The sequence below is a fragment of the Pseudomonas sp. WHRI 8519 genome, from assembly GCF_040224055.2.
Classification (GTDB): Bacteria; Pseudomonadota; Gammaproteobacteria; order Pseudomonadales; family Pseudomonadaceae; genus Aquipseudomonas; species Aquipseudomonas putida_X.
This window is the reverse complement of sequence record NZ_CP167996.1, coordinates 3,125,558-3,148,602: the sequence shown is the minus strand read 5'-3', so window position 1 is coordinate 3,148,602 and position 23,045 is coordinate 3,125,558. Positions and strand designations below refer to the sequence as shown.

Here is a 23,045-nt window from a genome sequence, read left to right as displayed (position 1 = left end):
CGCACATAAAAAGAGGCCTCATAATGGTATTCGAGCCTAGAAGCAGCCGTTCTTTGCTGCAGCGAAGAAGTAGTGTGAGTAACGCCATTCAAGCCGGCCTCGATGGCATCGCCGTCACCAGTGTTGCGTGGTATCTGATCTATGACCAGTTTGGGTATATTACTTCAGACTACGTGATCATGCTGTTGCTGCTGATAGGTGCGCTGGCCGTCATTTATGATCACTATGCCATTTATCGTAGTAACGTTGGCCTGTCCGTCAAAGCCTTCCGGTTGTTCAAGGCGTGGTCTGCCACGTTTTGTTTCTTAGTAGTTATCGCGTTTCTCACCAAACAGAGTGAAACCTATTCGCGGCTGTTGGTCGTGCAGTTGTTTGTGTTTGGTTACATTGCCCAGTTGCTCCTGCATATTGTGGTGCGCGAACTGCAAAAGCGCTTTACTGCTCATGCTCGCCAGGACAACGCGTTGATTATCGGCGGGGGCGATCTGGCGAACTTCCTCTACCAGAAAATCAGCAACAACCCTTGGTTTGGTGAGCGGGTGGTCGGTTGTGTGCTGATCGATGAGCAACTCGATGGGCAGGACACGGCCGATGCAAAGTTGCGCCTGCCGGTATTGGGCCGTATTGCCGACCTGGACGAGCTCATCGCCAAGCACGCGATCCGCACGGTCTATCTGGTGACGCCGCTGGGCGGCTCTGAGCTGATCAACGATGTCTACCTGAAACTCTTGGACAAGTGCATTGCGGTCAACTGGGTGCCCGATATCTTCTCGCTGCGCCTGATCAACCACAGCGTCCGTGAGATTGCCGGCATCCCGGTATTGACGTTGTCGGAAACTCCGCTCACCGGCATGAGCCTGTTCCTGAAGAACCTGGAAGACCGCGTGCTGGCTGCGTTCATTCTGCTTTGTGCCTCGCCGGTACTGCTGGTGGTGGCCGCGATCATCAAGTTCGACAGCCCGGGGCCGGTGTTTTTCCGCCAGGAACGTACCGGGTGGACGGGGGAGTCGTTTCGCATCTGGAAGTTTCGCAGCATGCGCGTCCACCAACCCGATGCTGGCGTGGTCCAGCAGGCGCAGAAGAATGACCCAAGGCTGACCCGGGTCGGCGCCTTCATCCGGCGCACCAGCCTGGATGAGTTGCCGCAGCTGTTCAATGTATTGACGGGCGAGATGTCGCTGGTGGGCCCGCGTCCGCATGCGCTGCAACACGATACGTTGTACTCCCAGGACATCGTCGACTACTTCGCCCGCCACAACATCAAGCCCGGCATGACAGGCCTGGCACAGGTGCGGGGCTACCGGGGGGAAACCAAGGACATCGAACAGATGATCCAGCGGGTGAACTCGGACATCGAGTACATCAATAACTGGTCGCTCTGGCTCGACTTCGTGATTCTGGTTCGAACGCTCAATGCCTTTACCGGCAAGCAGGCCTACTGAAGCCGCTACTCGACCACGTGCCATCCAAAGGGGCAGGGATCCATGAACAGGTTGTCTTGGCTGGGCGGGGTTGTGTCGAGGGTAGCGAAGGCCGAGTGGCCGATTTTTCTGTTATGGGCGTTTCTGCTGTCGCCGTTGTTCGTCAAGCTGTTGGTCGAGTGCAATTGCTCGAAAATGGATTTGTTGGTCATCTACACACTGGCCATTTCAGTGTTATGGCTGCTGGCCACGCGGTTCGTTTCAGCCAATCAATTCAAGGTTCATCTTCTGTTGTTGCCATTCTATCTGGCGGCCAGTGTCGATCTGTTCCTGGTTCTGAACTTTGGTTCGCGCTTGACGGCAGCCTATCTTTTTATCGGGCTGACCAATTACAAAGAGGCGACTGATTTTCTCAGTACCTACTGGCATTCGATCAGTGCGGTACTGCTGGTATTCGTGCTGTGTTATGGCGTTGGCTTGGCTGGCTTGTACCGGCGCACGTTTTACAAGAACAAGGCGATTTTTGGCTTGACGATAAGTGCCTTGTTGGTCGGGTATGGCGCCTATTTCTACAAAACCGTCAAACTCAATTCGCTGGGCAAGAGTGCAGTCCTGGACCTGGCAGCCAAGGATCAAAGTACCCCGGTAGGTTATTTGTCGCAAATCGGCTTGACGGTCACGTTGTATGCCGAGTCCAAGCGCTATATCAAACAGCGCCTGGAGTCCGAGGTGAAGATAACTGCAGTGTCGGACGCCGCTGATGTCGAGACCCTCGTGTTCGTCATCGGCGAGTCCTCACGGCCACACAACTGGTCGCTGTATGGTTACCACCAACCCACCACGCCGAACCTCGACAAAGAGGCGGGGGTGTTCAAGTTCGACAGCATGTGCACCACGGCACCGTATACATCGGTCGCCGTGCCCTCATTGCTCAGCCTGGCGCCGATCAAGCACTGGGACCTGATCGCCTCGACCAAATCCCTGGTTGGCATCTACCGCGCCGCCGGCTACAAAACGTACTGGCTGTCTTCCCAGGAAGTCGACAGTTTTGGCGGGATCATTCCGCAGATTGCTGCTGAGGCGCAGACCCGCCAATACTTTGAGCGCAGCTACGACGGCGCCTTGATGCAAGCCTACGAAGACATCATCCGGCAGGGCGGCAGGCAGAAACAGGCCATCTTCATTCATATCAAGGGCAGCCATTTCGATTATGCCCGCCGCTACCCACGCGAGTTCGGCAAGTTCAAGCCGGCGAGCGACAGCGCGAAGGACCGGATCACCGCAGATTACGATAACTCGATCCTGTACACCGACTGGCTGTTGGGCCGGATCATCGATCAACTCAAAAGCAGCCAGCGCAAGGCGTTGTTGGTCTATTCGTCTGACCATGGCGAGAATTTGCTGGATGACAACCGCGGTCTGTTGGGCCATGGCATGGGCAATGAGTATGACCTTTCGGTGGCCGCGTTCATCTGGGCTTCCGGCAGCCTGCTGCAGCGGCAGGCGCACGTGCTGCACAAACTTAAACAGCGGGAAGGGCAAACCGTCAGCATTTCCTCCCTTGCCCATACGTTGTTGAACATCACGGGCATTTCCATGCCGGGTTATGACAGCGCCCAAGACCTGTTGAGCGACAACTTCGTCCCGTCCAAATGCCCACATGTGCTGGCCGGTGAGTACGTGCCCTCGTTTGATTTCGATGTGAAGCGCGTTGCAGTGGAATGATCACGCGGGTGTGCGGGTGGTCACGTCACGTGCTTGAACAGGGTGCTGCATGCGAAAGCTGTTGGCCTCTTCCACCAGCCAGTCGTGCACCGCACGAGCGCCCGGCTGGTTCAGCCCGCCTGGCGGGTAATGCACCACATAGCGCTTGTGGTTGGCGATCGGCACACCGAACGGCACGATCAATGCGCCCCGTTCAAGCTCATCATTGAGCAAGGTGCGGCGGGCTATGGCCACGCCGATCCCGGCGATCGCCGCTTCGATCGTCAAGTGATTGCGGTTGAAGGTATGCCCGCGTCGCACGTCCAGCCCTGGCGCACCGATGCCCTCCAGGTAGAACTCCCATTCGGCAAAATCCGAACTGCCGCGCCAGGCGGTGATGTCGTGCAGCAGGGGATAGTGGGCAAGGTCCGCAGGCCCGTGCAAGGGCGGGCGGCCGCGCAGCAAGGCTGGCGAGCAGACGGGGAAGACCTGTTCATCCAGCAGCGGCGTCGAGAGCATGCCCGGGTAGCTGCCATCATTCAGGTCAATGGCCAGGTCGAAGTCGCCTGGGTTCAGCGCCTGCGCGCTGTCTTCGGCCACCAGACGCAACTCGATATCCGGATACCGCTGCTGAAAGCGCGGCAGGCGCGGTGTCAGCCACTTGGCCAGGAACGAGGGAATCGAGCGTACGCGCAAGGTGCCGCGGATTTCGCCTGCATCCAGGCGCAGCAGTTCGGCTTCGATGCTGCCGTAGGCCTCGGCCACGGTCTGCGCCAGGCGCTGCCCCTCGGCGCTCAGCTCAACCCCGCGCGCACGCCGCAGGAACAGGCGGTAACCAAGGCGCTCTTCCAGTTGGCGCATCTGCTGGCTGACCGCGCCGGGGGTGATGTGCAATTCCTCGGCGCAGCGGGTGAAGGAGAGGTGCCGGGCTGCACAGGAAAAAACATGCAGCCAGACGAACATCTGGCCGTTCATTTGTCGTCGCATCGTTTAGCTCTGCTAAAGCCTTGCTTAGAAAGTTTCGTTGGTCATCAACAGGTGAGCGCGGCAGTATCGCGCAACTTCGCAGTAGCGTTCAATTTATCCAGACAGCCGCGTAACGGTGTTTCAGCCCGGCGCGGTCAGGCATTAGTATGGCTATCAGTGTTTTCGACCTTTTCAAAATCGGCATCGGCCCGTCCAGCTCCCACACCGTCGGCCCCATGCGGGCAGCCGCCACCTTTGCCCAGGCACTGCGCACCCAAGGCTTGCTTGGCCAGGTGCGGCGTATAGAAGTGCGCCTGTATGGGTCGCTTTCCGCTACGGGCGTGGGCCATGCTACAGACCGCGCCTGCCTGCTCGGCCTGATGGGGCAGTGGCCGGACCGCATCGACCCGGCCACGATCGACTCACGTATCGCTCAGGTGATGCAGGAGCACTGCCTGATGCTCGACGCCAGCCACCCGCTGACCTTCATGTATGCACGCGACATGCTGCTGTTGGACGAGAACCTGCCCTATCACCCCAATGCCATGACCCTGGGGGCCATGGGCGAGCAGGGCAGCCTGCTCAGCCAAACCTACTATTCCGTTGGCGGCGGCTTCATTGTCGAGCAGGGTGAAATCGACGCGCCGCACAACCAAGCGGCTGCTGTGACGCTGCCCTACGAATTCTCCAGTGCGGCCCAGTTGCTGGCGCTGTGCAAGGCCCATCAGCTGAGCGTTGCCCAGTTGATGCTGGCCAATGAATGCGCGTGGCGCAGCGAAGCCGAGGTACGCGAAGGGCTGCTGCGGATATGGGCCGCAATGCGTGAGTGCGTCGACAACGGCCTGCGCAACGAGGGCATTCTGCCTGGCGGGCTTGGCGTCAAACGCCGCGCTGCACGCTTGCATCGCAGCCTGCAGGAACTGGGCAAACCCAATGTGATCGGCTCGACTTTGAGCGCGATGGAGTGGGTCAACCTGTTCGCCCTGGCGGTCAATGAAGAGAACGCCGCCGGCGGGCGCATGGTCACCGCGCCGACCAACGGCGCGGCGGGTATCATCCCTGCGGTGTTGCACTATTACATGAAGTTCAACCCCGCCGCCAGCGACGACGATGTGGTGGCGTTCCTGCTGGCCGCTGCCGCTGTCGGCATCCTGTGCAAGAAGAATGCATCGATCTCCGGTGCCGAAGTGGGCTGCCAGGGCGAGGTGGGTTCGGCATGCTCGATGGCTGCCGCCGGCCTTGCCCAAGTGCTGGGCGCTACACCCGGGCAATTGGAAAACGCCGCCGAGATCGCCCTGGAACACAACCTGGGCTTGACCTGTGACCCGGTCGGCGGGCTGGTCCAGGTGCCGTGCATCGAGCGCAATGCGATCGCCGCGGTCAAGGCGATCAATGCTGTGCAGATGGCCTTGCGCGGTGATGGCGAGCACTTCATCTCGCTGGATCGGGTGATTCGCACAATGCGTGATACCGGCGCCGACATGCATGCCAACTACAAGGAAACCTCGCGCGGTGGCCTGGCGGTGGCGTTCGTCGAGTGCTGAGTCAGCCCAGCACCTCGCGCACCCGATACCACAGCATCCCCAATGCCAGCAGCGGTGAGCGCAACGCCTTGCCGCCCGGGAAGGTGAGGTGGGGCACGGCGCTGAAGACATCCAGCCCCTGGCTGTGCCCCACCGCGATCCCTTCAGCCAGCAGCCTGGCCGTCCAGTGGGTCACGTTCAGGCCATGCCCGGAGTAGCCCTGGGCGTAGTAGACATTCGGGTACTGGCTCAGCCGCCCGACCTGTGGGAAGCGGTTGGCGGTGATGCCGATCATCCCGCCCCACTGGTAATCGATGCGTACCTCGGCCAGTTGCGGGAACACCTTGAGCACCTTGGGCCGCATGTAAGCGGCGATGTCCTTCGGGTCGCGCCCTGAATAATGGCAGGCCCCGCCGAACAGCAGCCGACGGTCTGCGGTGAGGCGGTAGTAATCCAGGCCGACCTTCTGGTCGCACATCGCCATGTTCTGCGGTATCAGCGCCGTGGCCACGGCCTCGGGCAGTGGCTCGGTGGCCACCACGTAGCTGCCGGCAGGCAGCACTTTACCGCTCAGGCGTGGCTCCAGTTCGTCGAGGTGCGCGTTGCAACCGAGCACCAGGCTGTGTGCCCTGACCTTGCCCCGAGCGGTATGCAGGGTGACCGTGGCGCCGTGCTCGATGCGCAGCACCGGGCTCTGCTCGAAAATGCGTACCCCCAGGCAGTGCGCCGCGCGCGCTTCACCCTGGACCAGGTCGAGCGGGTGCAGATGGCCCGACCCCATGTCCACCAGCCCGCCGGCGTACTGGTCGCTGGCAACGATTTCGTGCAGCCGCTCACGCTCGACCAGGCGCGTTTCATGGCTATAGCCAAGCTCCGCCAGGTCGCGTTGCTCGTCCTTGAACGCCGCGAACTGGGCAGGTGTATTGGCCAGCTCGCAGAAGCCCCAGCGCAGGTCGCAGGCAATGCCGTACTGCTCGATGCGCCTGGCCACCAGGGCCACCGAGTCGATGCCAGCCTGTTTCAGGTAGCGCACGCCATCCTGGCCGACGTAGCGGGCAAAATCGCTGACGTCATGGCCGATGCCGCGGATCAGCTGGCCACCGTTGCGCCCGCTGGCGCCCCAGCCGACGCGCCGTCCTTCGAGCAGGATCACCGACAGGCCACGCTCGGCCAGCTCCAGCGCGGTATTGACCCCGGTCAGCCCACCGCCGACCACGCACACATCCGCGGTCAGTTCGCCGTCCAGGCTAGGGTAGGGCGCGGTATCGCGCGCGGTGGCAGCGTAGTAAGACGCAGTGTGTTGGGTATCGAATGGCATGGCGCGCTCTCGGCTCAGCGGTTGGACTTGATCTTGCTCCAGGAACGGGTCATGACACGCATGATCTTCGGGCTCGGCGTGCTGGAAATGTACAGTTTGTCCAGCACCTCCTGGGGCGGGTAGATCTCGGGGTTGTTGACCAGCGATTCATCCATGTAGGCCTTGGCGTCGGGGTTGGCATTGGCATAGCCGACCGTGGCGCTGACCTTGGCGATCACCTGCGGTTCGAGCAGGTAGTTGATGAAGGCCAGCGCCTGCTCGGGGTTGCTGGCGTCCTTGGGAATGGCCAGCAGGTCGAACCACAGGTTGCTGCCTTCCTTGGGGATGCTGTAGGCGATCTTCACGCCGTTTTTCGCCTCGACTGCGCGGTGGGCGGCCTGGAACACGTTGCCGGAATAGCCGAACGCAATACAGATGTCGCCGTTGGCCAGGTCCGAGACATATTTGGACGAGTGGAAGTAGGTGATGTAAGGGCGCAGTGCAAGCAGGTGCGCTTCGGCCTTGGCGTAGTCAGCCGGCTTTTCGCTGCGCGGGTCCATGCCCAGGTAATTGAGCATGGCCGGGAACAGTTCATCGGGCGAGTCCATGAAGGCCACCCCGCACTGTTTGAGTTTCTTGAGGTTCTCGGGCTCGAACAGCACCGCCCAGGAATCGATACGCTCGATGCCCAGTGCAGCTTTGACCTTTTCGACGTTGTAGCCGATGCCGTTGGTGCCCCACAGGTAGGGCACCGCGTACTGGTTGCCGGGGTCGTTCTGTTCGAGTTGCTTGAGCAGTTTGGGGTCCAGGTGCTTCCAGTTCGGCAGCTTGCTACGGTCCAGTGGCAAGAAGGCGCCGGCCTGTGCCTGGCGGGCGAGGAAGTGGTTGGACGGCACGACCACATCGTAGCCGGTGCGCCCGGCAAGCAGTTTGCCCTCCAGGGTTTCGTTGGAGTCGAAGACGTCATAGACCACCTTGATCCCGGTCTTGGCCTGGAAGTCGGCCAGGGTGGTATCACCAATGTAGTCGGTCCAGTTGTAAACGCTGACCGTGGGCTCAGCCTGGGCGGCTGCACCGAACAGCAGGGTGAATGCTGCGGGAATCAGGGCTTGCAGATGACGCATGTCGACACCTCGTTGGTCTTGTTCTTTGCGTTGGGTGGTAGGGGCTGCACAGCAGCCCCGAAGATCAGACGCTGAGCAGCAGGAATTCACGCTCCCACGAACTGATCACACGTTTGAAGTTTTCATGCTCGGCACGTTTGACCGCCACGTAGCCCTGGACGAACTGCTTGCCCAGGTAGCGCTGTACGGTCTGGCAGTCCTCCATGTGCTGCAGCGCGTCCTCGATGGTGATCGGCAGGCGCAGGTTGCGCCGCTCGTAGGCGCGGCCCTGTACTGGCGCACTGGGCTCGACCTTTTCGACCATGCCCAGGTAGCCGCAGAGCAGGCTCGCGGCGATCGCCAGGTAGGGGTTGGCGTCGGCGCCCGGCAGGCGGTTTTCCACGCGCATGGCGTCCGGGCTGGAGGTCGGCACGCGCAGGCCAGCGGTGCGGTTTTCCTCGCCCCATTCGACGTTGACCGGCGCCGAGGTGTCCGGCAGGAAGCGGCGGAACGAGTTGACGTTCGGCGCAAACATCGGCAGCAGCTTGGGGATGTACTTCTGCAGGCCGCCGATATGGTGCAGGAACAGCTCGCTCATGCTGCCATCGTCATTGGCGAACACCGGTTTGCCGCTGGCGATATCGACCACGCTCTGGTGCAGGTGCATGGCACTGCCCGGTTCATCGGTGATCGGCTTGGCCATGAAGGTGGCCGTAACGTTGTGCTTGAGCGCTGCCTCGCGCATGGTGCGTTTGAACACGGTGATCTGGTCGGCCAGGTCCAGCGCATCGCCATGGCGGAAATTGATCTCCATCTGCGCCGGGCCGTCTTCGTGGATCAACGTGTCCAGGTCCAGGCCTTGCAGCTCGCACCAGTCATAGACGTCTTCGAACAGTGGGTCGAATTCGTTGGCGGCGTCGATGGAGAACGACTGGCGCCCGCTTTCGGCGCGGCCGGAGCGGCCCAGTGGCACTTGCAGTGGCAAGTCCGGGTCTTCGCAACGCTTGGTCAGGTAGAACTCCATCTCCGGAGCGACGATCGGCCGCCAGCCCTTGTCGGCATAGAGCTCGAGTACTTTCTTCAGCACGTTGCGCGGCGACAGTTCGATCGGGTTGCCCTGTTTGTCGAAGGTGTCGTGGATCACGATGGCGGTCGGTTCGATGGCCCAGGGAATCTGGTACACCGCAGTCGGGTCAGGGCGGCAGACCATGTCGATGTCAGCGGCATCGAGCAGGCTGTAGTAGATGTCATCGTCTACGTAGTCGCCGGTGACGGTCTGCAGCAGCACGCTCTCGGGCAGGCGCATGCCACGCTCATGGAGAAACTTGGCGGTCGGCGCGATCTTGCCGCGGGCGATGCCGGTCAGGTCGCTGATCACGCATTCGACTTCGGTGATCCGGTGTTCTTTCAGCCAGGTGGAAAGCTGATCGAAGGGGGCGTTCATACAGACCTCTTGGTTGGGTTTTTGTGGCACTGGTGTGCAGGAGCCTTCCCACATGCCGTGCTGAGGGCTATCTTGGGCGCAGCCCCCATGGGCAATCTATCCACTTTCTTCGGCAATGAATGCACCAAAAGAGTGCAATTAGGACGCAGCGTGACAACGCCCAATGCCTTGCAGGTTCAGGCCTTCCACACCACCGATGTCACCGAGCAGGTGCGCGCCACCCCCGGTTGGCAGCAGCAGTACCGGCAGATGTCGCCCGGCAACTTCAGCGGCCAGCTGCGTTGCCTGGGCCTGGATGGCGTGCAGGTGTACGAAGAGCGCCTGAACACGCGGGTCGAGCAGTTTTTCCGTGCCCCCAGCGGCGCGCTGGCGTTCTGCTTCGACCGCAGCGAAAACAGCCTGTACCTGCTCAACGAACAGAGCCGGAATATCTGGATCACACCGGAGAACTACCAGGAAGTCGCGGTGGTCTTCGACCAGGCCTTCCTGGCCAGCCACGGCCTCGACCCGCAGCGCCTTGACGGCTTGTTCATGGTGCCGCTGGGCAGCGGCCAGAATGCGCTGTTCGGCAGTTGGCTCAGCGCTACCCTGACCCGGCTGGGGGAAGCGGATTGCCCGCTGGCGGGGCAAGCGTTGGCCGAGCAGTTGCTCGAAGACTGCCTGTTCATCCTGGACAACGCCTGCCAGCGGCTGCAGGGCGGGGCGCTGGGGCGGCGGGGAGAGGAGCGGGCGATCATGCAGCGGGTCAGCGAGTGGGCGGCCGACTGCCCGGAAGAAACCCTCAACCTGGTGGAGTTGGCGGACGTTGCCGGCGTTTCCCTGCGCCAGTTGCAGCAGGCATTCAAGGCCTTTACCGGTATGCCGCCGGCCCATTGGCTGCGGCTTCGCCGGCTCAACGGGGCTCGGCGTGACCTGTTGCGCGGGGGCGGGGTGACGGTGGCCGAGGTGGCCATGCGCTGGTCGTTCTGGCATTTGGGGCGCTTTTCCGAAAGCTATCGGCAGTTGTTCCGGGAGTTGCCCAGCGAGACGCTCAAGCGGGGCCGGCCTGTTCGCGGTTAAACCCAGCATTGCTTCGCCAAAGTTGCTATCGTGCCCGCCAGTTTCCACCCGAGGTCCCGATGTTCTACCTGCCTTTGCCCAGCGATCAGGCCGAGCGCCTCGCCAGCGCGCCCCCTGCCACCGACTTTTTCCCTGGCGCCAGCCTGCTGCAGGCGGCCGCCGTGCTGTTCGTGCAGAACCTGCCGCGCCAGCCTGCCAGCCTTTCAGCGGACGCACAGGAACGCCGCTTCGCTGAAATCGTGCGCATCGCCAATGAGGTCGAAGCGGCAGCACCGGGCCGTTTTCAGGGGCAGGTAGCGCAGCATTTCGACCGCGAAGCGTTTGCCATGGGCCTTGGCATGCTGGGTGAGAACGGCGTCGCGCTGGTATCGCCCGAGGTCGACTACGCTGCAGACGATTTTCAGGACGACGAAGGCCAGTGGAACTTCCAGTTCGCTGACAGCTACCGGCAACGGGTCACGCCGTTGCACCCGGTGTACCTGCCGTCGTTGGCCAGCGACCTCATGCTCAGCGATCAGCAGAACCGCCTGCTGCGCGAGTTTTTGTCCGGGGTGGACGAGTCGGTGGCGGTGCAGGGCTTTGCCGGGACTGGCAAAACCTTCCTGATTCACCAGTTCGCGCGCCTGCTCGACCCGCAACGCACGTTGCTGCTGGCGCTCACCGAGGGCCAGCTCAGGGCATTGCGGGCACGGGTCAAGGACGCTGAGGCGTACACGGCGATGACCTTTGGCCAACTGGCCGATGAGATTCTCAACCGCGACCTCACCAGCAACGGTTGGCGCCTGCGTGATCCTTACCGGACCAAGTTGTCCTGGCGCCCGCAGGAGGCGCAGGTGGTGAAATGGCTGGCCATCCCTGATATCGGCCCCTTGGCCGCCCGGGACGTGGTCGCCCTTTGCATCAAGGCCGTGCGCAGCTTTTGCCGTAGCGGCGATAGCCAGATGCAGCTGCATCACCTGCCCTGGGCGGGCCCGGGAACCTCGCCGTTGGATCAGGAAGTGCTGCTGGAAAAGGCCAGGCTGTACTGGCAGGAACTGATTCGCCCATCGTCGCGCGAGATCCAATTGCCGGTGCGTGATTATCATCGGGTCAAACTGTTGTCGCTGACGGCCGAACAGATCGACAGCCGCTATACCCATGTGATCGTCGATGAAGCCCACGAGTTGTCTGCACCCATGGTCGCCGTGCTGGATCGCAGCCCGCAGTCGGTCATTGCCCTGGGCGATGAGCTGCAGAACCTCAATGGCCTGAGCCCGCACCATGGCGGCTTCATCCGCCAGCGTTACATCGACCATTCCTTGCGCGCAGGGCCTGCCATGGACAGCGTGCTCAACCCGTTGATCCAGGCCCACCCGGCGGCCATCCAGGCAGCCTTCAGCGGCAGTGCCGAGCATTACACGCGGGTCAGTTTCTTCGACACGGTGACGGTGCCGGCGCAGCCCACGGCGTTGATCGTCGATGACGAGTGGGGGTTGTTCGGTTGGTTCCAGCGCCTTACCCATCAGGGCGTGCCATTCGTGCTGCTGCAAAGCGCACGCAAGGATTTCGAGCTGTTCGTCGAGGATTGCATCGAGTTGTACCGCTACGGCACGCGGCCGCGTCACCCGATGCTGTTTCGGTACCCGAGCTGGCAGGCCCTTGAGCAAGACAAGGGTGAGGACAAGGCGTTCGTTGCCGTGGCCAACATGCTGCGCAAGGGTTACACCCCGGAGCACTTCGCCAAGGCCAAGAGCCGCTACCGCTGGGACAAAGCGCCCAAGCTGTTCCTTGGCCGCGTGCGCGATGTGAAGAACATGGAGTTCGCCCGGGTGATGGTCTCGCCGGAGCTGATGGTTGCGCCGGTAACGGCCGGTAATCGCAACGAGCGGGCCCGCATGCTGGCGGGGCTGTACACCGCGTGTTCGCGGGCGCGGCATGAGCTGATCGTGCCGGGGGGGATGCTGGACTGGGTCAAGGACCAGGTCCGCGATTGAGTAGGCCGGGGCCGCTGCGCAGCCCAATCGCCGGCAAGCCGGCTCCCACCTGGATTGCGCCGAGTTTTAGAAATGGGTAAGACCGTTGCTTCCACAGGTAAAGCGCAGGCCTGAAGAACTACGCGGCCTCCAGTGGGAGCCGGCTTGCCGGCGATTGGGCTGCAGAGCAGCCCCGGTTCAGCACATCAGTTGCGGTCCAGCCACACGGTTTGGGCGTTGGTGAACTCGCGCACGCCGAAATGCGACAGCTCACGGCCGAAACCACTCTTCTTCACCCCACCGAAAGCCACGCGGGGGTCAGAAGCGCAGTAACCATTGATGAACACCCCACCGGTGTCCAGCGCTGCCGTCATGCGCTCGGCCAGGGCATAGTCTGCGGTGTAGATGGTCGATGCCAGGCCGAATTCGCTGTCGTTGGCCAGCTCCACTGCATGTTCGGCATCGCGGGCAGTGATGATCGCGGCCACCGGGCCGAACAGCTCCTGCTTGAACGCGGTCATGGCCGGGGTGACGTCGGCGAACACGGTCGGAGCATAGAAGTTGCCCACCCCTTCGAGCTTGTTGCCGCCCAACAGCAGGGTGGCGCCTTCGGCGAGGGTCGCCTGGACCTGTTCATCGAGCTCGTCGCGCAGGTCGTAGCGTGCCATCGGGCCGATGTAGGTGTCATCTTCCAGCGGGTTACCGACCTTCAACTGGCGCGTTGCCTCGACGAACTTGCGGGTGAATGCCTCGACGATGCGCTCTTCCACGATCAGGCGCTTGGCTGCGGCGCACACCTGCCCGGTGTTCTGGTAACGGCCGACCACGGCGGCTTTAACCGCAGCGTCCAGGTCAGCGTCGGCCAGCACAATGAACGGGTCTGAGCCACCGAGCTCGAGCACGCACTTCTTCAGCGCAGCACCGGCCTGGGCGCCGATGGCCATGCCGGCACGCACGCTGCCGGTCAACGTCACGGCAGCGATGCGCGGGTCGTTGATGGCGCGGGTGACACCGGCCGGGGTCACGTTGAGCACCTCGAACACGCCTTCGGGCAAGCCTGCATCTTTGAACAGCTCGCCCAGCAGGTAGGCACTGCCCATGACGTTCGGCGCATGCTTGAGCACATAGGTGTTGCCGGCCAGGATCGCCGGTACGGCGCCACGCAGCACCTGCCAGATCGGGAAGTTCCACGGCATCACCGCCAGGATCGGGCCCAGCGGACGGTATTCGATACGCGCCTTTTCCACCTGGGTCGGCTCGGCCGCAAGCATCGCCGGGCCGTGCTCGGCATACCACCGGCACAGGCCGACGCACTTGCTCACTTCACCCCGGGACTGGCTGATCGGCTTGCCGATTTCGCGGCTGATCATCTGTGCGAAGGTTTCGGCTTTGGCCTCGAGGGTGTCGGCCAGGGCAAGCAGGTACTCGCTGCGCTGACCCAGCGACACTTGGCGCCACTGGCGGTAACCAGCCTTGGCACGTTGCAGCGCCGCTTCCAGTGCGGCGTCGGTGTCGAAAGGGTAGTTGCCGATCTGCTCGCCGCTGTGCGGGTCGATGGAGATGGCGTGGGTCAGGCTGCTGATCTCGCTCATGGCTGGACACTCATTGTTGTTCATGGGTGAAGCCAGACTAGTGGGCTAGGGCTTTAATGAAAACTGAATAATAATGAGCGAAACATTCACGTTTGGAGAATGACTGTGGACCTGGTGCAACTGGAGATCTTCAAGGCCGTGGCCGAGCAGGGCAGCATCAGCGCCGCCGCCCAGCACATTCATCGGGTGCCGTCCAACCTGACCACGCGTATCAAGCAGCTGGAGGAAGACCTGGGTGTCGAGCTGTTCATCCGGGAAAAAAGCCGGCTGCGCCTGTCGCCGGCTGGCTGGAACTTCCTCGAGTACACCCGGCGCATCCTCGACCTGGTGCATGAGGCTCGGTTGACGGTGGCGGGCGAAGACCCGCAAGGCACCTTCGCCCTGGGCTCGCTGGAGAGCACCGCAGCGGTGCGCATACCGGCATTGCTGGCCGCCTATAACCAGCGCTACCCGAAAGTCGATCTGGACCTCTCCACCGGGCCGTCGGGGACCATGCTTGAAGGCGTGCTGTCCGGGCGCCTGGTGGCCGCATTCGTCGATGGCCCGTTGCTGCACCCCACGCTTGAAGGCATGCCGGTATTCGAGGAAGAGATGGTGATCATCTCGCCCCTCAACCACGCGCCGGTAACCCGAGCGCAGGATGTCAACGGTGCGAGTATCTATGCCTTCCGTGCCAACTGCTCGTACCGCCATCATTTCGAGAACTGGTTCGTCCAGGACCAGGCGGTACCGGGCAAGATCCACGAGATGGAGTCCTACCACGGCATGCTCGCCTGCGTCAGCGCCGGTGCCGGCCTGGCCATGTTGCCGCGCAGCATGCTCGACAACATGCCGGGTTGCAGCACGGTCTGCGCCTGGCCGATGTCGGAGGATTTCCGCTACCTCAAGACTTGGCTGGTGTGGCGCCGTGGTACCGTCTCGCGCAGCTTGAGCATGTTCGTCAAGCTGCTCGAGGAGCGGCACGCTGGCTGAGACGGCGCTGCATATTAGCCATTAGTGGCAATTTACTTCCAACTTCCTGATTACTTGGACGATAATCAGAAAAGTATTACCTCGTGTGACCGGTTGGATGCACCGGTCACCGTAAAAATCGAGGGGCGAGAAGCCCCCGCTTGCCCGTGTTGACCATCAGGAGATGTCATCGATGAAAACCCGTTTCGCCACTATGCTGGCGGCCGCCGCATTGGCTTTTTCCGGGGCCAATCTGGCCCAGGCCGCGCAGGTGTCCGGCGCCGTGGGCGCCACCAGCCAGGGCGACATGACCTACCGTATCGGCCTGGCCTTCGACTGGGACAAGAAATGGCTGCAAAGCAGCACCGGCTTCGTGTCCGGTTACTGGGACGCGGCCTACACCTACTGGGAAGGTGGTGAGGCCAGCGGTGCCCACTCGCTGTCGTTCAGCCCGGTGTTCACCTACGAATTCAGTGGCTTCACCTACACCCCGTATGTCGAGGCAGGTATCGGTCTGGCAGCATTTTCCAAGACTGATGTCGGTGATCAACGCCTGGGTTCCTCGGTCAACTTCGAGGACCGCATCGGCTTCGGCCTGAAGCTGCCGGGCGAGCAGAAAGTCGGCATCCGTGCCATTCACTACTCCAACGCCGGTATCAAACAGCCCAACGACGGCATCGAATCCTACTCGCTGTTCTACAGCACGGCGTTCTGAGACTGCGGGCCGCGCCAGCGGCCCCGGCCATTTCAGAAGGTGTACGATACCCCGGCTTGCACCGTACGCGGTGCACCTGGGTACACGTAAGTGTTGAACGCCCCCTCGTCGTAGCCTTTGTTGAACACGTTGTTCACATCCAGGTTCAGCCGCACATGCTCGTTGACCTTGTAGAAGCTGTGCAGGTCCACCACGCTGTAGCTCGCCATGGTGTAGGTCGTGGCGGCGGTCTGCCCGGCACGCTCATCGATGTACTTCACCCCGACCCCCAGCCCCAGGCCCTTGGCCAGGCCGTCCTGAAACTCGTAGGTGTTCAGCAGGCTGAAGCTGTTGCGCGGAATGTTCGCCAGGCGCGTACCGCTGGGTACGGTGTTGTCCTGGGTCACCTCGGCGTCGACGTAGGCATAGCCACCGATCACACGCCACTCAGGAGTGAGGTTGCCGGCAATGTTGATGTCCAGCCCGCGGCTGCGCACCTCACCGGCGGCGATGCTGTAGGTGCCGGACGGGTCGTTGGGGTCGCGGGTCAGCACGTTTTCCTTGACGATGTGGTAGACGGCCGCGTCGATGCTTAGCGGGCGATCCGGCGCTTCCCACTTCATACCCAGCTCATACGACTTGCCTTTCTCAGGGTCGAAACCACTGCCTTGCAGGCTGGCGCCACTGTTGGGCTTGAACGAGCGCGCGGTGTTGGCGTAAACGGCAAGCGTGTCGGTGAGGTCATACAGCAGGCCGAAACGGGGGGTAACGCCGTTTTCACCCTTGCTGAAGTCGCCAGCGTTGTTCAGCTTGTTGTCGTAATCATGCTCGTAGCGCTCGAAACGCACCCCGGCGAGGGCTTTCAGGCGCTCGGTCAGGGCGACCTGGTCCTGAATGAAGGCCGCCCAAGTCTTGAGGTTTTCCTTGTCGTGGGTAGTCGTGCGGGTCAGGGCAGGGCGGGGCTGGCCCAGCACCGGGTCGAAGATATCGATCGGATAGGCGCCGGCACCGGCGGCCGAGCGTTGAATGATCGAGCTGTAGTCGTAATCTTCGTATTCGATACCGGTCAGCAGGGTGTGGGCAAAACCACCCGTGTCGAAGTGGCCGGTCAGGTTGAGCTGGTAGTCACGGTCGGTCCATTCGAGCTTGCGGTAGTTGAAGTTGCGCCCAAGGGTGCGGCCATCGGCCTGCAACGCATTGGCCTCCACGGCGTTGCCCTTGAGTGAGCCATCCAGCCACTGCATGCCGCCGCCCAAGGTCCAGTCATCGCTGAGCGCGTGCTCGAAGCGCAACTGCGCCATGTTGTTGTCGTTGTGCAGCAGGTTGTCGCTGCCTTTTTCCCAGATATTGGTGTCACGCGAGGCGCTGCCGCGCTGGCCGGGCAGGCGGGTGAGGCCGCGGTCGAGCGGGTGATTGTTGCGCATGAAGTCGCCCTCGAAGACGATCTTCGTGGCGTCGTTGACCTGCCAGCTGAGCACGGGCGCAATGTCGTAGCGTTCACTTTCGACATCATCGCGGAAGCTGTCACCCCCTTCGCCCAGCACGTTCAGGCGGTAGGCGAGCGAGCCATCTGCGTTGAGCGGCCCAGTGGCATCGAGCGTTGCCCGGTGCATGCCTTGATCGTCGAGCTGGCTGCCCAGGGTCACCTTGGGCTCGGCCAGTGGCTGCTTGCTGACCACGTTGAAGGTCCCGCCTGGATCGCCACGGCCATACAGGCTGGTGGCCGGGCCGCGGATCACTTCCAGCCGCTCGACACTGTTGGCATCGGGGGCATTCGGGTAGCCACGGTTGATCGGGAAGCCATTGCGGTAGAACTCGCCCGTGGTGAAACCGCGTACCGTGAACGTGGTCAGGCCCTGGCCGCCAAAGTTGTTGGCGCGACCCACGCCGCCGGCGTAGTCCAGGCCGTCCTGCAGCCGCGTGGCGCCGGTGTCTTCGAGTACGCCCTTGGGCACGACGCTGATCGACTGCGGTACTTCGTGCAGCACGGTGTCTGTACGCGTGGCGCTGGCCGAACGATTGGCTTTGTAGCCGTCTACCGGCCCATCGGCGCGTTCACTGTCGGCGATACCGCTGATGTTCAGGGCCTGAAGTTCGATCTGGGCGGGGTCACCGAGTGATTCGGGCTCGGCGAACGCGAACGGGGAGACAGCATGTAGTACACAAAGCGAAACGAACGTGCGACGCATCGACGGTACGATCCTGAACTAGGGCGCGGGGAAGAGTAATTAAGCGGCGCAAAGGTACTACGAATCATTATCAAATGCATTGTTTTTAAGTGGAGCGGGAGTGCCAGTTGCGTGCCGCTCGTTCAATCGATTTCCGCTGTCAGATCGAGCGCAGCGCAGCCCGCGCTCGATCGGACCACCGCAAAAATCTCAGCCGATGCGTCAACGCACGCCTTTGACCGCCAGCACATTGCACAGCGGATGCTCCAGCACATGCGCCGTGGTCCCGCCCAGGAACGGCTGCAGGGCGTCATGCCGGTGGTTGCCCATCACGATCACATCGACCCGGCTGTGGCTGACGAACTGGGCAATCGCCCGAATCGCCGCGCCTTCCAGAAAGTGCCGGCGTTCCAGCGGGATCTGGTGATGATCGCCAAGGCGATTGAACGCTGCCCGTTGCGCGGTGCGCACGTTGCCCTCGAAGCCAGGCATGGTCACCGTGCCGGCGCCGAAGTCGGCGAGGTGGGTTCTGGCCGCATCGCACACATGCAGCAGGTGCATCTCGGCGTTGCACTGCAGCGCCAGGGCGTGGGCGCAGTGGATCACCTGCTCGTCCAGGTGTTCGCCGGCACCGTGGCTGTTGAGGTCGACGGCGACGGCGATTTGCCGGGGCAGTGGCAGGCGAATGTCGCTGACCAGGTGCACGGCCACCGGGCTGTCCTTGAGCAGTTGCCAGTCCAGCGGTGTGACCAGCAGGCGCTTGAGCACCGGTTCGTGCTGTACATCCTTGATCAGCAGGTCACAGCCCAACTGCTCGATGCGCTCGATCACGCTGCCCAAAGGGTCGCGGGTGAGCAGCAGCTCGGTGGACACATCCAAGCCGGCATCGCGCAATTGCTCGGTGGCGTCGGCCAGCCATTGGCGGTTGTCGGCAAGCAGTCCCTCGCGTTCACGGCCGTCGCTCATCAGGCCAAAGGTGTCGACATCGTCGACGAAGACATTGATATCCAGCAGGGCATCACTGGATTCAGCCAATGCCGCCGCGCGCTGCAGCGCGGGCGTATAACGCATCTGCGGGCCGAGCATCACTAACAAACGGTTGAACTGGCTCATCGCACACCTCCACGTGTGGGCAGCCCCCCGGTTCATGCCTGTCGATCTGGTCTGTTCAGTCTAGGCGGGAGCGGGCTTGCCCGCGAATGCCCAGGCGTCTACCGGCACAGTGTTTGTCGGGTATGATGCCACCCCATCATTTTCACGAGGCCCGTGCCATGTCCCTGAGTGCTGAACAGACCGGCGAATTCCGCGCCTTCGCCGAGCAGTTAGCCGATGCCGCTGCCGCCGCGATCCAGCCGTATTTCCGTGCCAGCCTGGACGTCGAGGACAAGGGTGGGCGCCTGTACGACCCGGTGACGGTGGCCGACAAGGCGGCCGAAGATGCCATGCGTGCGCTGATCCAGGCGCGTTACCCGGAACACGGCATTCTTGGCGAAGAGCAGGGTGTGGCAATCGGCAGCAGCCCCTTGACCTGGGTGCTCGACCCCATCGATGGCACCCGCGCCTTCATCACCGGCCTGCCATTGTGGGGGACGCTGATCGCCCTGAACGATGGCAGCCGCCCGGTGCTGGGGGTGATGAACCAACCTTTCACCGGGGAGCGTTTCGTCGGCACCGCTGATGGCGCGTGGCGTAGCGGCACGCCATTGAAGACCCGCACCTGCACAGACCTTGCCGCGGCAACCTTGATGTGCACAACGCCAGACATGTTCGACACGCCGGCGCGCAAGGCTGCGTTCCAAGCCGTGGCTGACCAGGCGCGGCTGATGCGCTACGGCGGCGATTGCTACGCCTACTGCATGCTGGCCTCGGGGTTTGTCGATGTGATCGTCGAAGCGAGCCTGCAACCGTATGACGTGCAGGCGCTGATGCCGATCATCGAAGGGGCGGGCGGGGTGATCACCGCGTGGGATGGCAGTTCGGCGCAGCACGGCGGCTGTGTGGTGGCCTGTGGTGACCCGGTACTGCACGCCCACATGGTGCAGATGCTGCGCCACGCCATGTGAGCCTTGCTGGCAAGGGTTCATGGCCAGCCGCAAGGCAGGCGTGAGCAAACGGGCGAGCAGGCGCACTGACGTTCGGTCACCGCACCATCGCACTTTTTCCGCTTTACGGGCTCTATGCTTGGCCAGGCCGCGCCGATCCCCGGCGCGGCCGCCGATTTCGACCCGGTGCCGATGGTTGCAAGCAAACCCGTATTCTTCCCACGCCTGCTGCTGGCAGGCGCGCTGGCCTGCCTGGGCGCCTGCACCCAGCAGCAAGGCCAGGACATCGTCAGCCAGTTTGGCAATGGCAAACCCAGCGAGCTGTTCCAGACCAGTGTCGACCGCATGGCGACGCTGGCCATGCGCGACAACCTGCAAAGCCTGTTCCTGCTGATGAACAAGCTGTACCTGCGCAACCCCAGCCAGTGGAAAATGTCCGGTTACCTCGATGCCACCACTGCAGAACGGCAGATCCGCATCGCCATCGAACAGCGGCAACCCTTGGCGCAGTTAGGCAACCGTCGTGACCTCGCTGCCTTGAGTTACGCGCTTAGCCCGGAGTTTCGCGGCGATCGTGTCGGGGCGTTCATCTACGCCATCGGCAGCATGCTGATTACCGCGCACGGCGGGCGAACCGAGTTCTACATGACGGACACCATCGACCCTTTGTTCGTCAACAACGCCGCCCGCAACATCGAAAAGGCTACCTGGATGCTCAGCCAGCGCCAGGATGCCAATGGGGTATTGCTGTTGTTTTCCAACGAGATCTCGGAGGAGGGCAGCAACCTGAGTTTCGCGGTGGAGTTTGGCAAGATCGTGGCGCGCCTGGATTTGCTGGCGCAACTGTTGGATGAGCGCTACCGGCGGATCGGGCTCAACTACGCGCAAAGCCTGTTGCTGATGAACTTCCTGCCGGTGCAGTGAACGCCGTCACAGCAACGCCTGAATCGCATTCCGATAGCGCTGGCCGGCGCGGCTCATGCTGTTGTTGTGGCTGGCCCCCGGTACCAGCAACAAGGTCTTGGGCTGCTGCGCTGCCTCGAACAACTGCTGGCTGAAACGCGGCGGCACGAAACGGTCGTCCAGGCCGTGCACCAGCAGCAGCGGCAGGCCAACGTCCTTGATCTTGTCCAGCGAATCGAATTTCTGCGACAGCAGCCAACGCACCGGCAGGGTGGTATCGGCCACGGCAGCGGCGACATCGCCCAATGACGTGAAGGTCGACTCCAAGATCAGCCCCCGTGCGGGCACTGCACCGCCTTCTTTCTGCGCCTGGCGCGTCAGGTCGGCAGCCAGCTCCACCGCTACCGCGCCGCCCAGCGAATGGCCAAAGATCAGGCGTTTGCCCGCATCCGGCTGCAGCTGGGCAAAACGCTCCCAGGCAATGCGTGCGTCTTCATAGACGGTCGCCTCGGACGGCAGGCCGCCGCGGCTTTGGCCGAAACCTCGGTAATCCACGGCCAGCACCGAATACCCCATGGCATGCAGCTGTTCGATGCGAAACAGCTGGCCGGTGAGGTTCCAGCGTACGCCGTGCAGGTAGAGGATGGCCGGCGCATCGGCGCGGCGGGCCGGCCACCACCAGGCGTGCAGGCTCTGGTTGGCGGCGAAGCTGCGCGGGCGCAGGTCCAGTTCCTGCACGCCACTGGGCAGGCCACGGAACCAGCTGGCCTGGCCTGGCTCGATGCGGAACACCAGTTCACGTTCCTTGTGCTGCAGAACGGCGCAGCCGGCTGGCAGGCCGACAACCAGGAAGGTGGCGCACAGCCAGGTGAGCCAGCGACGGCGCAGGTGGGTGAATAAGGTAGTGGGCATGCGGTTTTGTAACAGATACCCAGGTTCGGATGTCGGAAAAGTTACCGGGTGGACGTGCAGGTTGGTTGCAAACTATTTCGTGCGATAACCGCCCAAACGCTGCTTTCGCCTATCCGATAGCCGCCCACCCAATCCGAACATCGCATTGCTCAGCTGCGCCCATTTGCTTAGTGTGTCAGCTAGCCACCGGCGGTCAGCTGCCCCCTGAAACCCGACCCCGGCCCGGTAGAATGACCGTTGACCGCAACCACAGGCCCCGGGCCAGTAGGACGCGGCGCCCAGAACAATAACGATACCGAGTGCCTTGCCTATGGAAAGCCGCCTGCTGAGCGAGCGCAGTAGCGTGTTCCATCACGCCGACCCCTATGCGGTGTCCGATTACGTCAACCGCCACGTCGGCCAGCACTGCATCGGCCTGTCGCGCAGCACCCACCCGCAGGCCAGCCTCAGCCACCGCAAGTTCGCCGAACTCGACCTGTGCCGTATCAGCTACGGGGGCAGCGTGCGGGTCACGTCACCGGCCCTGGAAACCATTTATCACCTGCAGGTGCTGCTCCATGGCAACTGCCTGTGGCGCGGGCCACAGCGCGAACATCACCTGGTGCCAGGCGAACTGCTGCTGATCAACCCCGACGACCCGGTGGACCTTACCTATTCCGAAGACTGCGAGAAGTTCATCCTCAAGGTACCGACGCACATGCTCGACTCGATCTGCGAGGAGCAGCGCTGGCAGCGGCCTGAGGGCGGGGTGCGTTTTTTGCGCAACCACTACCGGCTCGAAGAGCTGGACGGTTTCGTCAACCTGCTGGCCATGGTCTGCCATGAGGCCGAGGTGAGTGATGCGCTGCCGCGGGTGCAGGGCCACTACAGCCAGATCGTCGCCAGCAAGCTGTTGACGCTGATGAGCACCAACATCCGCCGGGAAAGCCTGGGCACGCCGGGGGCCAGCCTGGAGCGGATCCTCGACTACATCGAGCGCAACCTCAAACTGGAGCTGGCAGCCGAGACCCTGGCCGAACAGGCCTGCATGAGCGTGCGCTCACTTTATGCGTTGTTCGATCGCCACCTGGGCACCACGCCCAAACAGTACGTACGGCAACGCAAGCTGGAGCGGGTGCATGCGTGCCTGAGCGATAGCAGTTGCGCGGTGCGCAGTGTGACGGAACTGGCGATGGATTACGGCTTCCTGCACCTGGGGCGGTTTGCCGACACCTACCGTGAGCGTTTTGGGCAGCTGCCTTCGCAGACCTTCAAGCAACGGCGCTGAGTTGACGGGGGCAATCGCTGGCAAGCCAGTCACTTCGAATAAAGCCC

At 62.5% G+C, this 23,045-nt stretch carries 18 protein-coding genes; 10 read left to right on the top strand and 8 right to left on the bottom strand.

Annotated features, from left to right (window positions below; all coding sequences use genetic code 11):
• The first annotated feature begins 23 nt into the window (after window positions 1-23).
• Entirely contained in the window at window positions 24-1,442 is a 1,419-nt protein-coding gene (locus ABRP30_RS14455) for an undecaprenyl-phosphate glucose phosphotransferase (protein ID WP_349975647.1), read from the top strand.
• Between the two features lie 42 nt (window positions 1,443-1,484).
• A complete protein-coding gene (locus ABRP30_RS14450) occupies window positions 1,485-3,146 on the top strand; it encodes a phosphoethanolamine transferase (protein ID WP_349975646.1) in 1,662 nt (553 codons plus the stop codon).
• Here the strand turns inward: ABRP30_RS14450 and ABRP30_RS14445 are convergent, their stop codons facing one another.
• Window positions 3,147-4,112, bottom strand: coding sequence for a LysR substrate-binding domain-containing protein (locus ABRP30_RS14445; protein WP_241803647.1), 966 nt, complete (start codon window positions 4,110-4,112; stop codon window positions 3,147-3,149). It abuts the gene before it with no gap.
• A 146-nt stretch (window positions 4,113-4,258) separates the two neighbouring features.
• On the opposite strand from ABRP30_RS14445, the gene ABRP30_RS14440 reads away from it, so the two are divergent.
• Entirely contained in the window at window positions 4,259-5,635 is a 1,377-nt protein-coding gene (locus tag ABRP30_RS14440) for an L-serine ammonia-lyase (protein WP_349975645.1), read from the top strand.
• 1 nt (window position 5,636) lies between these two features.
• Here ABRP30_RS14440 and ABRP30_RS14435 read toward each other — a convergent pair whose 3' ends face one another.
• The 3 genes from ABRP30_RS14435 to ABRP30_RS14425 form a co-directional block, all read right to left on the bottom strand.
• Complete coding sequence (locus ABRP30_RS14435; RefSeq protein ID WP_349975644.1) at window positions 5,637-6,932, bottom strand: FAD-binding oxidoreductase; 1,296 nt, start codon at window positions 6,930-6,932, stop codon at window positions 5,637-5,639.
• Window positions 6,933-6,946: 14 nt separating this feature from the next.
• The gene (locus ABRP30_RS14430; RefSeq protein WP_349975643.1) at window positions 6,947-8,035 is read right to left on the bottom strand and encodes a polyamine ABC transporter substrate-binding protein; all 1,089 of its coding nucleotides are present in this window, start codon (window positions 8,033-8,035) and stop codon (window positions 6,947-6,949) included.
• 64 nt (window positions 8,036-8,099) lie between these two features.
• Complete coding sequence (locus tag ABRP30_RS14425) at window positions 8,100-9,458, bottom strand: glutamine synthetase family protein (protein ID WP_267816368.1); 1,359 nt, start codon at window positions 9,456-9,458, stop codon at window positions 8,100-8,102.
• A 150-nt stretch (window positions 9,459-9,608) separates the two neighbouring features.
• Between ABRP30_RS14425 and ABRP30_RS14420 the strand changes: the two genes are divergently transcribed.
• Both ABRP30_RS14420 and ABRP30_RS14415 read left to right on the top strand, forming a co-directional pair.
• Window positions 9,609-10,517, top strand: a complete 909-nt coding sequence (locus tag ABRP30_RS14420) for a helix-turn-helix domain-containing protein (protein WP_267816367.1) — start codon at window positions 9,609-9,611, stop codon at window positions 10,515-10,517.
• Between the two features lie 59 nt (window positions 10,518-10,576).
• Window positions 10,577-12,490, top strand: a complete 1,914-nt coding sequence (locus tag ABRP30_RS14415; protein ID WP_349975642.1) for an AAA family ATPase — start codon at window positions 10,577-10,579, stop codon at window positions 12,488-12,490.
• Window positions 12,491-12,675: 185 nt separating this feature from the next.
• Here the strand turns inward: ABRP30_RS14415 and ABRP30_RS14410 are convergent, their stop codons facing one another.
• The gene (locus ABRP30_RS14410; protein ID WP_349975641.1) at window positions 12,676-14,061 is read right to left on the bottom strand and encodes an aldehyde dehydrogenase family protein; all 1,386 of its coding nucleotides are present in this window, start codon (window positions 14,059-14,061) and stop codon (window positions 12,676-12,678) included.
• Between the two features lie 105 nt (window positions 14,062-14,166).
• On the opposite strand from ABRP30_RS14410, the gene ABRP30_RS14405 reads away from it, so the two are divergent.
• A complete protein-coding gene (locus tag ABRP30_RS14405; protein ID WP_267823986.1) occupies window positions 14,167-15,033 on the top strand; it encodes a LysR family transcriptional regulator in 867 nt (288 codons plus the stop codon).
• Window positions 15,034-15,205: 172 nt separating this feature from the next.
• Complete coding sequence (locus ABRP30_RS14400; protein WP_372490310.1) at window positions 15,206-15,727, top strand: acyloxyacyl hydrolase; 522 nt, start codon at window positions 15,206-15,208, stop codon at window positions 15,725-15,727.
• Between the two features lie 32 nt (window positions 15,728-15,759).
• Here ABRP30_RS14400 and ABRP30_RS14395 read toward each other — a convergent pair whose 3' ends face one another.
• Together ABRP30_RS14395 and ABRP30_RS14390 are read right to left on the bottom strand one after the other, a co-directional pair.
• Window positions 15,760-17,895 (bottom strand): TonB-dependent siderophore receptor, encoded by a 2,136-nt coding sequence (locus tag ABRP30_RS14395; protein ID WP_349975640.1) that lies wholly within the window; start codon window positions 17,893-17,895, stop codon window positions 15,760-15,762.
• A gap of 201 nt (window positions 17,896-18,096) precedes the next feature.
• Complete coding sequence (locus ABRP30_RS14390; protein WP_349975639.1) at window positions 18,097-18,987, bottom strand: universal stress protein; 891 nt, start codon at window positions 18,985-18,987, stop codon at window positions 18,097-18,099.
• Between the two features lie 158 nt (window positions 18,988-19,145).
• Here ABRP30_RS14390 and hisN point away from each other — a divergent pair, with 158 nt between their 5' ends.
• Together hisN and ABRP30_RS14380 are read left to right on the top strand one after the other, a co-directional pair.
• A complete protein-coding gene (hisN, locus tag ABRP30_RS14385; protein ID WP_349975638.1) occupies window positions 19,146-19,937 on the top strand; it encodes a histidinol-phosphatase in 792 nt (263 codons plus the stop codon).
• 171 nt (window positions 19,938-20,108) lie between these two features.
• Window positions 20,109-20,840 carry a hypothetical protein gene (locus ABRP30_RS14380; protein WP_267823982.1) on the top strand — a complete coding sequence of 244 codons (732 nt, stop codon included), beginning with the start codon at window positions 20,109-20,111 and terminating at the stop codon, window positions 20,838-20,840.
• Window positions 20,841-20,846: 6 nt separating this feature from the next.
• On the opposite strand, the gene ABRP30_RS14375 is transcribed toward ABRP30_RS14380, so the two are convergent.
• Window positions 20,847-21,731, bottom strand: coding sequence for an alpha/beta hydrolase (locus ABRP30_RS14375; RefSeq protein WP_349975637.1), 885 nt, complete (start codon window positions 21,729-21,731; stop codon window positions 20,847-20,849).
• Between the two features lie 310 nt (window positions 21,732-22,041).
• Between ABRP30_RS14375 and ABRP30_RS14370 the strand changes: the two genes are divergently transcribed.
• Window positions 22,042-22,998 carry an AraC family transcriptional regulator gene (locus tag ABRP30_RS14370; protein WP_349975636.1) on the top strand — a complete coding sequence of 319 codons (957 nt, stop codon included), beginning with the start codon at window positions 22,042-22,044 and terminating at the stop codon, window positions 22,996-22,998.
• Window positions 22,999-23,045: the final 47 nt, after the last annotated feature.

Coding starts and splice junctions, on each gene's coding strand:
- ABRP30_RS14430 (WP_349975643.1), bottom strand. CDS start 8,035: ATGCGTCATCTGCAAGCCCTGATTCCCGCAGCATTCACCCTGCTGTTC.
- ABRP30_RS14440 (WP_349975645.1), top strand. CDS start 4,259: ATGGCTATCAGTGTTTTCGACCTTTTCAAAATCGGCATCGGCCCGTCC.
- ABRP30_RS14415 (WP_349975642.1), top strand. CDS start 10,577: ATGTTCTACCTGCCTTTGCCCAGCGATCAGGCCGAGCGCCTCGCCAGC.
- ABRP30_RS14455 (WP_349975647.1), top strand. CDS start 24: ATGGTATTCGAGCCTAGAAGCAGCCGTTCTTTGCTGCAGCGAAGAAGT.
- ABRP30_RS14410 (WP_349975641.1), bottom strand. CDS start 14,061: ATGAGCGAGATCAGCAGCCTGACCCACGCCATCTCCATCGACCCGCAC.
- ABRP30_RS14375 (WP_349975637.1), bottom strand. CDS start 21,731: ATGCCCACTACCTTATTCACCCACCTGCGCCGTCGCTGGCTCACCTGG.
- ABRP30_RS14400 (WP_372490310.1), top strand. CDS start 15,206: ATGAAAACCCGTTTCGCCACTATGCTGGCGGCCGCCGCATTGGCTTTT.
- ABRP30_RS14395 (WP_349975640.1), bottom strand. CDS start 17,895: ATGCGTCGCACGTTCGTTTCGCTTTGTGTACTACATGCTGTCTCCCCG.
- ABRP30_RS14445 (WP_241803647.1), bottom strand. CDS start 4,112: ATGCGACGACAAATGAACGGCCAGATGTTCGTCTGGCTGCATGTTTTT.
- ABRP30_RS14450 (WP_349975646.1), top strand. CDS start 1,485: ATGAACAGGTTGTCTTGGCTGGGCGGGGTTGTGTCGAGGGTAGCGAAG.
- ABRP30_RS14380 (WP_267823982.1), top strand. CDS start 20,109: ATGGTTGCAAGCAAACCCGTATTCTTCCCACGCCTGCTGCTGGCAGGC.
- ABRP30_RS14390 (WP_349975639.1), bottom strand. CDS start 18,987: ATGAGCCAGTTCAACCGTTTGTTAGTGATGCTCGGCCCGCAGATGCGT.
- ABRP30_RS14435 (WP_349975644.1), bottom strand. CDS start 6,932: ATGCCATTCGATACCCAACACACTGCGTCTTACTACGCTGCCACCGCG.
- ABRP30_RS14425 (WP_267816368.1), bottom strand. CDS start 9,458: ATGAACGCCCCCTTCGATCAGCTTTCCACCTGGCTGAAAGAACACCGG.
- hisN (WP_349975638.1), top strand. CDS start 19,146: ATGTCCCTGAGTGCTGAACAGACCGGCGAATTCCGCGCCTTCGCCGAG.
- ABRP30_RS14370 (WP_349975636.1), top strand. CDS start 22,042: ATGGAAAGCCGCCTGCTGAGCGAGCGCAGTAGCGTGTTCCATCACGCC.